Source organism: Streptomyces sp. NPDC004031 (genome assembly GCF_053604375.1).
Map to the genome: position 1 here is coordinate 24,893 of NZ_JBSGHL010000037.1, position 13,431 is coordinate 38,323.

13 protein-coding genes are annotated in these 13,431 nt (G+C 73.6%); 9 read left to right on the forward strand and 4 right to left on the reverse strand.

All coding sequences use genetic code 11. The features are described from left to right. Positions 1 to 108 precede the first annotated feature (108 nt). From ACWERV_RS23020 to ACWERV_RS23050, 7 genes are all read left to right on the forward strand, one after another. The gene (locus tag ACWERV_RS23020) at positions 109 to 999 is read left to right on the forward strand and encodes an aspartyl/asparaginyl beta-hydroxylase domain-containing protein (RefSeq protein WP_452935984.1); all 891 of its coding nucleotides are present in this window, start codon (positions 109 to 111) and stop codon (positions 997 to 999) included. After that, positions 996 to 1,928 carry a nucleotidyltransferase domain-containing protein gene (locus tag ACWERV_RS23025; protein WP_452935986.1) on the forward strand — a complete coding sequence of 311 codons (933 nt, stop codon included), beginning with the start codon at positions 996 to 998 and terminating at the stop codon, positions 1,926 to 1,928. Before ACWERV_RS23020 ends, ACWERV_RS23025 begins: the two co-directional genes overlap by 4 nt. After that, on the forward strand, positions 1,925 to 2,476 hold the full coding sequence (locus tag ACWERV_RS23030; RefSeq protein WP_452935989.1) for an SLOG cluster 4 domain-containing protein: 552 nt from the start codon (positions 1,925 to 1,927) through the stop codon (positions 2,474 to 2,476). The genes ACWERV_RS23025 and ACWERV_RS23030 overlap by 4 nt, the downstream gene beginning before the upstream one ends. Beyond that, positions 2,473 to 2,994 (forward strand): orotate phosphoribosyltransferase, encoded by a 522-nt coding sequence (locus tag ACWERV_RS23035; protein WP_452935991.1) that lies wholly within the window; start codon positions 2,473 to 2,475, stop codon positions 2,992 to 2,994. Before ACWERV_RS23030 ends, ACWERV_RS23035 begins: the two co-directional genes overlap by 4 nt. Next, positions 2,991 to 3,686: an HAD family hydrolase gene (locus ACWERV_RS23040; protein WP_452935992.1), complete on the forward strand. Its 696-nt coding sequence runs from the start codon at positions 2,991 to 2,993 to the stop codon at positions 3,684 to 3,686. The genes ACWERV_RS23035 and ACWERV_RS23040 overlap by 4 nt, the downstream gene beginning before the upstream one ends. A 201-nt stretch (positions 3,687 to 3,887) precedes the next feature. After that, complete coding sequence (locus ACWERV_RS23045) at positions 3,888 to 4,823, forward strand: phosphotransferase family protein (protein WP_452935994.1); 936 nt, start codon at positions 3,888 to 3,890, stop codon at positions 4,821 to 4,823. Positions 4,824 to 5,723: 900 nt separating this feature from the next. Beyond that, a complete protein-coding gene (locus ACWERV_RS23050; protein ID WP_452935997.1) occupies positions 5,724 to 6,740 on the forward strand; it encodes a hypothetical protein in 1,017 nt (338 codons plus the stop codon). A gap of 41 nt (positions 6,741 to 6,781) precedes the next feature. Here the strand turns inward: ACWERV_RS23050 and ACWERV_RS23055 are convergent, their stop codons facing one another. From ACWERV_RS23055 to ACWERV_RS23065, 3 genes are all read right to left on the reverse strand, one after another. Then, entirely contained in the window at positions 6,782 to 7,675 is an 894-nt protein-coding gene (locus tag ACWERV_RS23055; protein ID WP_452936000.1) for a hypothetical protein, read from the reverse strand. 100 nt (positions 7,676 to 7,775) lie between these two features. Continuing rightward, a complete protein-coding gene (locus ACWERV_RS23060; RefSeq protein ID WP_452936001.1) occupies positions 7,776 to 8,276 on the reverse strand; it encodes a hypothetical protein in 501 nt (166 codons plus the stop codon). 319 nt (positions 8,277 to 8,595) lie between these two features. Next, positions 8,596 to 9,075 (reverse strand): hypothetical protein, encoded by a 480-nt coding sequence (locus ACWERV_RS23065; RefSeq protein WP_452936003.1) that lies wholly within the window; start codon positions 9,073 to 9,075, stop codon positions 8,596 to 8,598. A gap of 187 nt (positions 9,076 to 9,262) precedes the next feature. Here ACWERV_RS23065 and ACWERV_RS23070 point away from each other — a divergent pair, with 187 nt between their 5' ends. Together ACWERV_RS23070 and ACWERV_RS23075 are read left to right on the forward strand one after the other, a co-directional pair. Further along, complete coding sequence (locus tag ACWERV_RS23070; RefSeq protein ID WP_452936006.1) at positions 9,263 to 9,895, forward strand: hypothetical protein; 633 nt, start codon at positions 9,263 to 9,265, stop codon at positions 9,893 to 9,895. A 65-nt stretch (positions 9,896 to 9,960) separates the two neighbouring features. Beyond that, a complete protein-coding gene (locus tag ACWERV_RS23075; protein WP_452936008.1) occupies positions 9,961 to 10,566 on the forward strand; it encodes a hypothetical protein in 606 nt (201 codons plus the stop codon). A 254-nt stretch (positions 10,567 to 10,820) separates the two neighbouring features. On the opposite strand, the gene ACWERV_RS23080 is transcribed toward ACWERV_RS23075, so the two are convergent. Then, the gene (locus tag ACWERV_RS23080; protein ID WP_452936011.1) at positions 10,821 to 13,394 is read right to left on the reverse strand and encodes a Helicase associated domain protein; all 2,574 of its coding nucleotides are present in this window, start codon (positions 13,392 to 13,394) and stop codon (positions 10,821 to 10,823) included. Positions 13,395 to 13,431 lie beyond the last annotated feature (37 nt).

Consider the following 13,431-nt stretch of genomic DNA (forward strand, 5'->3'; position numbering starts at 1 on the left):
GGGCGGCAACGCCCGGCAACCGAGTTGCCCTGGGCGGCGGGCGGTGCGGGCGGTGTGCTGGGCGGGCACGTCCCGGGCGGGCCGGGACCGCACCGGAAGGACACACCGATGGTGGCAACGACAGCGGGACCGGCAGCGGGGACCGTACCGCGCCCGGTCCTCGCGCGGCTGGCCGGGCAGGTGGCCCGGCTGACCGACCTCGACCCGGTCGAGCTGGAGGCGGTGACGGCCGAGGCGCTGGCCGCGGACCGCGGCGTGGTGGAGTACGGCGACTACCAGACCGGTGGCTGGTGGACCGTCAGCCTGCTCAACCACTCCGGCGACCCGCACGACACCGTGATCGGCGACGGCCGTCCGCGCTCCACGACGGTCCTGGACCGGATGCCCGCGACGAAGGCCTTCCTCGCGCGGCTCGACCTGGACCTCATGTACGTGCGGCTCGCCCGGCTCTCGGCGCCCGCGTACCTGTGGGAGCACCGCGACTACGCCGAGCTCCGCGAGACCGGCCGCCACCGCCTCCACATCCCGCTCGTGACCAACCCGTCGGCGGTGCTGGTCACGGCGGGCTGCCAGATCCACATGGCGCCCGGCGCGCTGTGGCGACTCACCCCGACCGTCGCCCACGGCGTCCGCAACACCACCGGCCCGGACCGGCTCCACCTGATCTGCGACGTCTACACCACCGGCGCCTACGCCGACCTGGCCGCGCAGCCGCTGCTGGATGACGGCGACGCCGCGGTGCTGCCGGAGCTGACCGGCGCCGACCGCGAGCGGCTGCTCGACGACGCCGCGCGGCTGGTCGGCCTCGGCTTCACCGACCAGGCCGAGCAGCACCTGCTGCGCGTTTTCTTCGGCTTCGCCGCGCCGGAGGGAACCGGGTACGAGCTGGTCGCCGAGCTGCACGCCCGGGGTGGCGACAGCGAGCGGGCGCAGCACTGGCGGGAGACCGCGGACCGGATGCTCGCCCGCACCACGACGGGGACGGGGGCGGACCGGTGACCACCACCACAACCACCACGGGCGCGGCGGCGGCCGCAGGCGGGACGGCGCGCGCGCTCGACGAGCTCGCCGCGGCCCACCGGCCCGAGCAGCTGGTGCTGCTGGAGCAGCTGATGGGCGCGCTGACCGCCTCGCGGGCGGTCACCCACCTGATGGTCCGCGGGTCGCTGGCGGGGGGGAGAGTCGACCGGCTGTCCGATCTGGACCTGGTCGTCGCCGTCGCCGACGGCCAGCTCCCCACCCTGCTGACCGTGCTCGACCCGCTGATGCACGGCGCCCACGGGGCGCTGCTGCCGGGCTGGCCGGACACCATCGTCGGGCAGCTCGGCGGCGCCGGCCGCGTCTACCTCCTCCCGTACGGCGGGCACCTGCTCCAGCTCGACCTGTACCTGTGCCCGGCCAGCGCCGCCGAGGCGCTGCGGGCCCGCACCGGCGCCCGGGTGCTGTGGCAGGCCACCGACGCGGGCGCGCCCTCCCGCGACGACCGGAGCGCCGCCGCGCGGGCCCTGGCCGCCGACGGCGCAGCCGCGGCCGCGCCGGACGCCCGCGGGCTGCTCGTGCAGGCCGTCGTGCTGCACGCGATGCTCCGCAAGCGCATCGCCCGCGGGCAGCGGCGCATCGCCTACGGGCTCCACCACCAGCTCACCGAGACCCTCCGCGACGTCATCCGCACCGTGCTGGTGCCGCACTCGCGCCATCACGGCTGGTACCACCTGCACGAGATCGGGAACACCGCGACCGGCCGCGCGTGCCTGCGCGCGCTCGACGACGCGCTCGCACAGCCCGCCGTGCCGACGCTGGAGCAGGCCGACCAGGCGCTCGACCGCATCGTCCTCACCATCGCCCGGATCGCCCCGGCCGCCTCGCACGGCCTCGCCGACCAGCTCACCGCCTACCGCGCCTACCAGGACCTGGAGACAGACCGGTGACCGCGGGCACGGTCGCGCTGTTCGCCGGGGTGATCCCCCGCGCGGGCGAACTCGCGCTCGCCGAAAGCGTCGGCGACGTCCTCGGCCGCGCGGGGTACGCGGTCCTGCACGGCGGCTACAACGGGCTGATGGAGGCCGCCGCCCGCGGCGCCGCCCGCCACGGCGTGCCCATCACTGCCGTCACCCTTGCCGACCGCCCCGACTGGGGCGACCTCAACCCGCACGTCACCAAAACCGTCTACGCCAAGACGCTGGGGAAGAGGCTGCACGCCTACCTCGACGACGCCGACCTGGCTGTGGTGATGGGGGGCGGCATCGGCACCCTCCACGAGGCGGCCGCCGCCCTGTACTACGCCACGTGCATCCGCACCCTGCCCGTGCTGCTGATCGGCCCGGCCGCCTGCGCCCTCAGCGCCTTCCTCCGCGCGCAGCAGTGGCTGGTCGAAACCCCCACCCGCCCGCTCGGCTTCCTGCACGAGCTGCCCGACGCCGCCGCCCTGGCCGACGTCCTGCCCGCTCTCGCGACGCCCGCGGGGGGTGAGCGGTGACCGTGCTCCCGCCGGGCCTGGCGTCGCGGATCGCCTCCGCCTACCGCCCCGGCCCCTACCACCTGCCCAGCGGAGTCACGCTCCCGGTGTTCTTCGACCCGTTCGCGCTCGGCGCCGTACCCGCACTGCTCGCCGAGACCGCCGCGGCGCTCGCCGACCTGGTGCCGGCCGGCACCGCCGTGGTCGCCGGACCGGCCCTGGGCGCGGTCCCGCTGGTGACGGCACTGTCCTTGCACACGGGCCTGCCCGCGACCGTCCTGCGGATGCAGGCCAAGACCCACGGGTCCCGGCGCCGCATCGAGGGCGCCGCCGTGGACGGCCGCAACGTCGTCGTGGTGGACGACACCGCGCGCAGCGGCCAGAGCCTGCTGCACGTCGTACGCCTGCTGCGCATGTCCGGCGCGACGGTCACCACCGCGCTGTGCGTGCTCGACCGGCAGACCGGCGCCGCCGCGCTGCTCGGCGCGCAGCGCGTCGAGCTGCGCGCCCTGATCACCGACCCCGGAGGCACCCCGTGACCAGCCCCGCCATCACCGCACCCACCCCGGCCCAGCGGCAACGGCCGCCACGGGCGGCCCTGTTCGACCTCGACGGGGTGCTCCTCGACTCCGGATCCGCCGTCACCGCCACCCTCGCCGCGGTCGCCACCTACGCCACCGGCCGCCGCCACACCCCCGCCGACCTGCCCGCCGACGCCCTCACCCGCCCCCGCCGCGACGTCCTGGCCGACCTCGGCATCGACGACCCTGACACCGCGTGCACCAGGTGGTGGGACGGCGCGCTCGTCGCCGCCCCACCACCCGCGGTCTTCCCCGGCGTCCTGACCGCCCTGCGCACACTGCGCGCCGCCGGAACCGCGATCGGCGTCGTCACCCTCCAGTACCGCGCCCGCATCGGCTGGCTGCTCCCGCCCGACCTCGCCGACCTCCTCGACGTCGTCGTCACCCGCGAGGACGCCCCGCACAAACCCGCCCCGGACGGCGTCCACACCGCCCTCGACACGCTCGGCGTCCGCAACCAGCACGCCGTCATGGTCGGCGACAGCCCCACCGACATCCACGCCGCCCGCCGCGCCGGCGCCCTCGCGGTCGGCGTCGCCTGGGGCTACCACCCGGCCGCCGCCCTCCGCGACGCCGGAGCCCGGCAGATCCTGCGCGCCCCCGCCGGACTCGGCACCCCGCTGCTGGAGCACCTTTCCCGCCGCGGCTGAACCGCCACCGCTACAGTGGAGGGGCACCCGGTGCGGGTGCCCCTCCACCCCCATGAGGACGAGGACATGCGCGTGATGCGGCGAGCGCCCGGCGCCGAGCCGGAGAACTGAGAGCCAACACGCTCTCTCTCCGCGGCTTTCGGCCCGGCTCGGCGGCCCCCGTCCACCCGCCCCCGCGAAAACCCCCGTGAGGACCCCGCCATGACCCCGCCCCGGCCCGGCACCGGCCGCCTGGACTACACCGACCTGCCCCCGGCCCTGCGCACCCTCCTCGACACCGCCCTCGGCGCCCCCGTCACCACCGCTGTCACCCCGCCCGGCGGCTACGGCCACCAGCTCGCCGCCGCCCTCACCACCACGGGCGGCCACCGCGCCTTCGCCAAGGCCGCTGCGGACGACGACCCGCTCACCGCCGCGAACCTCCACGAAGCCGCCGTACTGCACTCGTTGCCGCCCGGCGCCCCCGCCCCCGCCCTCCTCGGCGTCCACCGCGCCGCCGGGTGGACCGCGGTCCTGTTCGAGCACCTCGACGGGGAGCACCCCGACCTCTCACCGGCCAGCCCCGACCCCAGGCACATCCTCGCCCTGCTCGACAAACTCACCGGCGAACCCGCCCCCGCCGCCTACGTCGCCGCCGTCGCCGGACGCCCCTCCCCCGCCGCAGGCCTCCACGGCTGGGCCCAGCTCGCCGCCGACCCGCCCGCCGACCTCCCCGACACCGCCCGCGCCCGCCTCGGCCAGTTCGCCGAACTGGAGGCCGCCTGGCCCGCGCTGGCGGTCGGCGACCGGATCGTCCACGGCGACCTGCGGGCCGACAACATGGTCGCCGACCGGGCGCGCGGCGTCACCATCGTCGACTGGGCCCACGCCACCACCGGCCCCGCATGCATCGACGCCGTCTCCCTCGCCCCCCAGCTCATCCTCGCCGGAGCCGACCCCGACGACGTCGCCCGCACCCTCACCACCCACCCCGCCGCCGCCCACCACCCCGACACCGCCACCGCATACCTCACCGCCCTCACCGGACACTGGCACCGCAGCGCCCGCCTCCCCGCACCCCCCGGAGCCCCCGGCCTGCGCGACTACCAGCACCGCGCCGCCGCCGCCGGACTCGCCCTCCTGGTACGCCGCACCTGACCGGCCGGTCCCGGGTCCGGCCGGTGGTCCACGTCGAGCGTGTAGCGCTGCGGCGTGGTCTCGGCCAGGAGCCCGAGCAGCGCAGGCGGCTCGCGGCGGCGGCTGTCTCGCATGAGACGCACATCACACCCGGGGCGCCTGTTACTGTCCGCTACCCGGCCGCCCGGTCACCCGCACGGGCGTGAATGGTCTGGACCAACGAACGTTCTTCACCGATAGGCGTATTGACACACTGCCGCACCGCGGGGCACGCCCGGCCGCCCGGCCGGGTAACGCTCCGCTCCGCTGCTGCCAACTCGCCCTCCACGAAGGCCCGTCCGGTGGTCGGAAGAGCCGCCTGACACGCCGTAAGGTGGAGTCCTGCTTCCCGCCGGGGACAACTCGGAAGGGTCGGCGCGCCGACCCTGGGGCCCCGGGTCGGCATCCAGCCGATCCCTTCCCGAGGAGAACTCGTGGGGAAGCACGCTAGGCCGAAGACGGTGAACTGGCGGAGGGTGCGGCGACGCGTCCGCCTCTGGATGGCTCCGGTGTCGGCCACCGTGTTCTGGGGAAGCCGGCTCGTGGGCCAAGTGCGGCACCACGGCTGATGCCGCTTCCAGCTCATCGCAATTGAGCTGGAAGCGGCACCCGAGCGCGGACGCAAGATGCGGGGCCCCTGCCGTTGGCGCGGTGGGGGCCTCGCTACATCCGCGGTAATGCCCGCATCGACCGTGGTGTCGCGCTTGCACTACGCACTCCGCGGCTCCACCGGCCAGCATAGTTGTCATCTATGTTCTCATCTATCCCGGGCGCCCGACGGCGGGCTCGCTGCCGTCAGGGCAGTCCCACCTCCGCACGAGCCGCTGGCGGGATGGCGGCGCTGGTGGTGTCCTGGGCGCGGCCGGGCGGGTTATGTCGGACATGAGCACTGTGCATTCCCGCGTTGATGTCAGCCCGTTGCAGCGGACGGGGCACCCTGTCCAGAGCGCCGGGGCCTGGGCGCTGGCCGTGATGGCGGACCGGGAGGAACCCGAGCATGTCACCGGCGCGGACCTGGACCGGCTGTGCGAGCGGATCCTCACCGACGCGTGCACCGCCGGCGCTTCGACGGACCCCGAGTCACCGGCCTACGCCTGGTGGAAAGTCCTCGCGGCGCTGTACCCGAACTCCAAGGTCACGCACAACCGGCGGCAGCGCGATCCGGCGGTCTTGCGGGCGGAGCTGGCCCCGTCCTTCGCGCCCGACGACAGCGTGAGCGGTGAGGCCTGGCCGTGCACGTACTGCCACACCCCGACGACGCACCTGTGGGGCAAGACGATGTTGCCGGGCGTCGACAGCGCCCGGTTCCTGAACAACCTCCCCGGCTGGCTCGCGGGCTGGCCGGTGTGCCGGGCCTGCCGGCTGAGCGTGTGGGCGCTCCCCTACGGGGCCTGGGCCACCGCGGGCTCGGTGACCGCGCTCACCGCCGAACGGCCGGAGGTCGAGCGCGCCTTCGCCGCAGCGAACGTGCGGCGGGCCGAGCGGATCATGCGCAGCGGGTTCGGGGGGCCGGTGCCGCGCGGCGGGGCGCACCTGCGGGCCGTGCGCAGCGCCGAGGACGTGACGGGATTGTGCGGGCTCACCCTGTACGAGATGCGCAACGACAACCAGGACCCGTGGGTCGTCATCCACCGGGCCCGGCGCAGCGTGACCGTCTTCCTCGCCAGCATCCGCGGCAACGCGCCTCTTCGGCGGGCGTGGCAGCTGCTGGAGATCGGCCTGGGCGACACGGGCGGCGGCCCGCAGGAGGCCGCGTACTTGCTGTTCGAACGCGAAGGCGAAGCGTGGACGCTGCTCGGGGCGATGCACCAGCTGCTGGCGGACTTCGACCGGTGGAGCCCCGCCCACCGGGAACTGCTGACCCGGCTCGCCTTCGACTTCGCCGGCACCGTCTACTGAAGTCCCGGGTTCGCCGCCGGGGGGCAGGGTGCCGTAGGCGGTCAGCGGGCCCGCTTGCGTCCACGGCGCCGCTCGGGCAGCTGCATATCGGCCGCCCAGCGGTAGACCGTCGCCGGGCAGACGCCCAGTTCCTCGGCGATCTGCCGGACCACGACGTCGGGCCTTGTCCACAGCGCGAGCAGCTTCTGCTGCCGCAGCTGCTGCAGGCGCCGGGCCTCCGGGCGCCGCCGCGGCCTGGGAGGCAGCTCCAGCTCCGCAACCCACCTGCGCACCTTGTACTGGCCGACCCCCAGTTCGGCGGCGATGTCGGTCATCCTGGCCAGCGGATCCGCCCACAGCACGCGGAGCCGCTCCTTCGCGGCGGCCTTGCCGTGCACCGAGTTGGTGCTCGCGCCGCGAAAGCCCTGGCGCTGCTTCGGCGGCGGCAGACCCATGTCGGCAGCCCACCTGACCGCAGCTCGGTAGGTGATCCCCAGCTCCGCGGTGATCTCGCGGACCGTCAGGTCCGGGCTCTTCCACAGCTTGCGCAGCTTCCCGGCGTAGGGCGGGCGGCGCTGGACGAGGCCCGCGGGTGGGCGACGGGCCTGTCGGCGCTTCGCCGACTGGTACGCGCGGTACGCGACAGAGGCGTTCACCCCGTACAGCGCGCCGATCGCCCGCCACGTCGGGCGCTCGGTGTCCCGGAGCCGGACGATGTCACGCACGGAATGCGGTGTGAGCGCCGGTGTGCGTCCCGCAGGCCGGGACCCCCGCCGGGCCTGCGGGCGGTGGACGGGCGGCGGGTCGGTCATGCTCGCCCAGGAGCGGCCGGTCACGGCGTGCTTGACGGCGGAGACGGAGACGCCGAGTTCGGCTGCCAGGACGGCGGCGGAGGCCTCGCGCCGGGCGTAGCGGCGCCGGGCGTCGGCTACCTGATCATGGGTAAGGCGTGGCATCGCGACCCTGCCGGTGATCGGTGCGGGCGGGGGTTCCCCTACAGGGGCGATGAGGCCACCAGAGTACAGGTCGTCGCCGGGGACGGGAGTCCGGCGGTGTTCACCGAGCGGTGACGGCGGTGGTGCGGGCGACGAAGTCGGCCCAGGACAGGGTCTCGATGATGCGGACGGGGACGGCGGTGGGCTCGCCGTCGATCCCGGAATCGACGACTTCTCCTTCGAAGACGACGACGGTCTCGCCGCCGGCCAGGCCGGAGCGGGCACTGCACTCGAAGTAGTCGAGGAGCCCCTCGGGGCTGGCCGTGCAGGAGTAGCCGCGGATGCAGTCCCACCAGCCGTCGCCCTCGCAGTTCTCGCAGCCGTCGAGGACGACGTTCCCCTTGCACAGCGGGCAGGTGACAACGTCGCCGTCGGCGGCTTCGACGACGCCGCAGACGCACCTGGGGCAGTCGCGGAAGCCCTCCCCGGTGCCGTCGCACACAACGCACTGGTACCGGGAGCCGTCGTCGCTGCGGATGGTCCCCCAAGGGGCCGACCAGGCGTGCTCAGGGCTCATCGGCGGGCAGTCCTCCCAGTGGACCCGGTACAGGACGGTGCTCATGCTCCACCGCCTGCCGTGCCGTGGTCGGTGCCCTGCAGCCGGACGGCGCCCTCGCGCCGGTGACGCCACCGCCTGCTTCGGATCATCGGTCCCTCCACGTGGTGTTCGGATCCCAACGTACGTACGCGGGCGGGCTTCTGACGGCCATACGGGCACCCCGCAACCTTCATGGGAAGTAGCTGGCCGGGTCCGGCCGTCGGGGAGGACCACGTCAGCGCGGGGCAGGTGCTCGAACATGCGTCCGATCGTACGTGCGGGCCCGTGAGCTGCCGAACCGGGCGCGGCGCCGTCGCCGCCGACCTGGTCGAGCAACGCGGGGTCAGCGCATCATCCGCAGGGCGATCGGGCGGGAGACCGCTCCGTCCACCAGCCGGGCGAGAGCGTTGGCCCCGTGTCCTGCCGCGTTCGCCGCGGGCAGGGCCTCCTCCAGCATCTCGTTGGCGCGGAAGTCCAGGTGCCGGGCGTACAGCTTGGCGTCGCGGGCGGCCTCGACGGCGGCGATCTCCGGCGACGGTGTGTCGAGGTCGTCTGAGCCGATCACGGCGGCCGCACTGGGGGTGTCGAGCACGGGGTTGTCCTCGAAGTGCACCAGGACCCGCAGGTAGGGGTTGTCGTACTCGTCGACGATCTGCGCCTCGGGGTCGTCCGTTCGCATGTCGTCGATCCAGTTGCGCAGGACTTCACGCCCGTACTGTGCGGCGGTGCCGTCGTACTCCTCAGGCTCGTCGCCCTGGATCGTGGCGACCCAGATCGGGTCTTCGGCGTTGTCGCAGGACTCGATGACGTGCTGGAAGCGCATGGTGGTTCCCCTCCGGGCGTGGTGGTTCCGACACCCACACACTACCGGTCAACGCCTTGACCGGTCAAGGTGTTGACCAATCCTGACGGGGGGGGGATCGGGACGCGGGGTCGAATTCAACCCCCAGGGCTTGATTCTCAACCCCTGGGGGTGTACTTTCGGTTCAACGCCGACCGAGGAGGCCCAAATGACCACCCACACCCTGCAGTTCGAGAACTGCACCGAGGCCGCCGCCCACGTTGCCGAGCACGCCCCCAACGCCTACGAACTGCCCCTCATCACCGCGCACCTCGGCGCCGACCTCCACAACGTCTGGCTCGACAAGACCGCCGCCACCGTCTGGCACGCCTCCACCGACCCCGACGCCGACGGATGGACCCTCGAAGTCGAGCCCGCCCGTGAGGCCCAGTCCTGGATCGAGGACCAGCTCGTTCTCCTCCTCGACCGGCTCGCGGACCCCGAGGGCGACGGCTACATCGACGCCGGGCCCAACACCGACGTCGAGGAGGACCTGGACGCGCTCGCCGAGTACGAGGAAGTCCGGCTCGCCGCCCTGAGCGAGCACAGCGACGACCCCGTGGTCGTGGACCGGATCATCCGCGGGCAGATCGCCCGCCTCAGCGCCGAGATCGCCCGCCTGTCCCGGCTGCGCGGCGTGAACCTGACGACCGCCTACGGCACCGAGCACGGCGCCGCCGCCCGCGCCGCCCGCGCCCTCGACGTCTCCCACACCTCCGCCAGCCGGGCCATGGCCGCCCCCGGCGACTACGCCGAGCGGGCCCGCGTCGGCCACGCGAAAGCCCGCGAGCTCGCCAGCTAGACCCGGTATGCTGTCCACCTCATCGCCCCCAGCGGGGGACCATCCACGCCGACACGGACAGGGCGATGACGCGCTTCACCCCCAAGGACGTAGAGGGCGCTGTTCCCGCCGAGCGGCGCCCCAAGGACGCCGGCCTCCTGCGAGACCTCTGGGCCGACCGGGGCCTCACCGTCGAGGACATCGCCGGACGGTTGGGGCTCGGGAGAGCCACCGTGTACAGGCGGGCCGCCGCCATGCGCCTGCCGCTCCGGCACTCCTACTCCCGCAACGGCCACCGCTCCATGGGCGAGACGCGCGCCGCCCGGCAGGCGGACCAGGCCCGGCTGCGCGAGTTGTGGGCGGACCCCGACCTGCCGCTCGCGGACATCGCCGACACGCTCGGCGTCGACCGGCACACCGTCAGGGCGTGGGCGTCCGACATGGGCCTCCCGTTCACGCCGCGCCCCTCCCGGCCGAACGCCAAGAGGGCCACCGCGAAGGCCCGCGCCCAGGCACGGCTCCGCGAGCTGTGGGCGGACGAGAACCTGACCACCATGCGGATCGCCCAGGAACTCGGGGTCGCGCGCGGCACGGTCTCCGTCTGGGCCGCGCAGATGCAGCTCCCCGAGCGAACCCGCGGACGGCGGCGCACCTGGGCCGATGAAGCCCAGCAGGGCGCGTGGGACGTTTGAACTGCGCGTAGCGGGAGCGCTACAGTGCGGACGCCCCTTCGGCGGGATGGACCGCCTGGTGGGGTGCGCTCCTGCCCGTCTCCCGGACGTCGCGTTCACCGCGACGGTCCACGCTTACGCGTTGGGGACAGGAGTACCGGGGTCGATCCCTTGCTGCCACGGACCCGGGGCAGCACGGTTCCGCCCCGGAAACGGAACGCCCCCTCTGCCGCGAGCTGGCCGAGGGGGCGTTCCGCGTTCCCGGGCGGGTGGCGTCAGGACGAGGTTGCCCGCTTCCCGCGTGTCGCGCGCGACGCCCAGGTCCCGTCCTCCCGGAACTGCTTGATCTTGGTGTTGAGGTAGGAGCGGTGCATGCCCAGAGCCGCGGCGATGCTGGACTGCGTGACGGCCTGGCTGTCGATGAGGTCGATGATGGCGCGGCCGAGTTCCGGCCCGGCCAGCGGGGTGAGCGTCTCGGCTTCGGCGGCGGTGATGTCGCGGTCCGGTACGAGGCGCCAGACCATGCCGCGCTTGTCCAGGGCGTCCCGTCGCGGGGCGGGGATCGTGCCGGACCTGGTGCCGTTGTTGATGTTCCGGTAGTAGGAGATCGCGGCGCCCAGGCGGTACCCGCCGCTGTCGGTGTAGTCCTTGCGAACGGTGGACAGGTCGCCGTGGTCGGCGCAGTACCGGTCGCAGGCGGCGAGGAAGTCCAGCCACGCCTGGTCCTTGCGGTCGCCGAAGCTGAAGCCGAGCTCGGCGAGGGACTTCTCCTCGGCCGGGTCGAGGGTTCCGGCCTTCCACTTCAGGCGGATCTTCTTCAGCCGCACACCGAGCGGGTACCCGGAGATGTCGGTGTAGTCGGCGGGCACGTCGAGGTGGCCGTGCTCGCGGCGGAAGGTGACGCACGCGCTGTAGAGCTGCTGCCAGCGCAGGTCGCGGGTGTCCCAGATCATGCCGATGTCGTCGAGGGCGGCCCGGACCGCGGTGGAGACCCGGTGGGGGGCCTGGCGGACGCTGTTGACCTGGGATCCGAGGCGGTACCCGCTGGGCGAGATGTACTTCTGCGGAACGGCCGCGTGGCCGTGGGTCTTCTTGAACGCGGCCAGTTCGGCGACGAACCTCGTCCACATGCTGCCGGTGGTCCTGACGTCCCAGACCATGCCGATGGAGTCCAGGGCCACGACACGGTCCGGACGCAGCCACCCCTTGCGCCGGTGCTGGCGGGCGTTCTGGATCCACACCCCGAGCTGCGTGCCGTCCTCGGTGACGTGCGTGATCGGGACGCGGAGGTGCCCGTGCTGCTGCGCGAACTCCCGCGCCCACCCGTAGCCGTGCCACCACGACGAGGTGGTCTGCTTCACCACGAGGGCCCGGAGCTGCCGCAGCATCGTGTCGCTGCTGCCCGCGGGAAGCTCGATGGTGATCCTGCCGGGCAGCTGCGGGTTCGACGAGGTTTCGTGGGACCGCTGCGCGTCCAGTTCGATGCCGAGGGTGTCGTCGTGCGCGCGCAGCGCCCGTACGACCTGCCACAGCACGCGGAAGTCACCGGGTTCGAGGTCGCCGACTTCCTCGGTGGAGTCCGGGACGACGATGGGCACGACGATCGTGGCGGTGCCCTGCTTTCCGCCGGAGCGGCGCAGCGCCCGGCCGACGGCCTGGATGATGTCGACCTGGGACCGCTTGGGGTGGGTGAAGGCGACGGCGTCGACCGCGGGCACGTCCAGGCCTTCGGTCAGGCAGCGGACGTTCGTCAGGACCGTCCACCCGCCCTCGGGGGGTTGGCGGAGGCGGTCGAGCGCGGCCTGGCGCTGGGTGTGCCGCATGTCGCCGCTGATCCGCTGCGCGTGCAGGACACCGTCCGGCCGGTCGGCGGGGGGAAGCCGGCGGATCGTGGAGCCCATCGTGGACGCGAACTCCCGGGCGACGTCCAGGCGGGTGCAGAAGGCGATGATGCGCCGTAGCCCGTACTGGGCTGCGGCCTTCCCGATGACGGCCTGAGCGGCGAGGGTGCGCAGGTCCGGGGCGCCGGCCCGGTCGACGTACTCGTGCTCTTCGTCGGCCAGGAGGTCCATGATCTGCTGTTCGGTGATGCCCATGACGACGATGCGGTAGTCGTCGAGGTAGCCGTCCTGGATGGCGCGCACCCACGGGTACCGGTACAGGACGGGCCCGAACACTGCGGGGTCGTCCATCGACATCAGGCCGGTGGACTCGGTGCGGGCGTCCTCCACGCGCGGGGTGGCGGTCATGAACAGCCGCCGGCGGCACGGCATGGCCTGGTCGGTGACGATGCGGCGGGTCACGAAGTCCTGCCGCCCGGCGAGGTGGTGGGCTTCGTCGAACACGGCCAGGTCCACGGTCGCGCCGATCGCGTGGAGGGCTTCGCCGACCCGGTAGGCGGAGATGTACGTCGACACCAGCAGGCGCCGCCCGCGGGCGTTGGTGAGCCACGCGGTGATGGCCTGCGGGCTGGTGGTGACGTCGGCGGGCACGTCATCGACGTGGAACGAGGAGTCGGTGACCGTGTCGTCGCTGCACACCGCGAGGACCGAGTCGACCGTCGAGAACGTCCGCCAGTCGGAGATGAACTGGGCGACCAGCGCAAGGGACGGCACGAACACGGCGATCAGGCCGTCCCCGGGAAGGATCCGGTCCGCGGCGGTGATCGCCATCAGAGTCTTCCCGGCGCCGCACGCGGCGTGGAGCTGCCCGCGGCCGCCGTCCGCGAGGCCAGCGTGGATCGCGTCGACCGCTTCGGCCTGGTAGGGGCGCAGCGTGACCGTCGGCGGAGCGTGCGGGGGCGTCACAACATCAATCCTTTCCTGGGCGAGCTGCTGAGCGCCGGACACGGGCTCTTCCCTCCGGGTCCTGGAAGCCCTGGGGCGG

Bases quoted from the DNA above. Each gene is read 5' to 3' on its own strand.
- ACWERV_RS23020 (WP_452935984.1), top strand. From the start codon at position 109: ATGGTGGCAACGACAGCGGGACCGGCAGCGGGGACCGTACCGCGCCCG.
- ACWERV_RS23045 (WP_452935994.1), top strand. From the start codon at position 3,888: ATGACCCCGCCCCGGCCCGGCACCGGCCGCCTGGACTACACCGACCTG.
- ACWERV_RS23050 (WP_452935997.1), top strand. From the start codon at position 5,724: ATGAGCACTGTGCATTCCCGCGTTGATGTCAGCCCGTTGCAGCGGACG.
- ACWERV_RS23055 (WP_452936000.1), bottom strand. From the start codon at position 7,675: ATGCCACGCCTTACCCATGATCAGGTAGCCGACGCCCGGCGCCGCTAC.
- ACWERV_RS23060 (WP_452936001.1), bottom strand. From the start codon at position 8,276: ATGAGCACCGTCCTGTACCGGGTCCACTGGGAGGACTGCCCGCCGATG.
- ACWERV_RS23065 (WP_452936003.1), bottom strand. From the start codon at position 9,075: ATGCGCTTCCAGCACGTCATCGAGTCCTGCGACAACGCCGAAGACCCG.
- ACWERV_RS23070 (WP_452936006.1), top strand. From the start codon at position 9,263: ATGACCACCCACACCCTGCAGTTCGAGAACTGCACCGAGGCCGCCGCC.
- ACWERV_RS23075 (WP_452936008.1), top strand. From the start codon at position 9,961: ATGACGCGCTTCACCCCCAAGGACGTAGAGGGCGCTGTTCCCGCCGAG.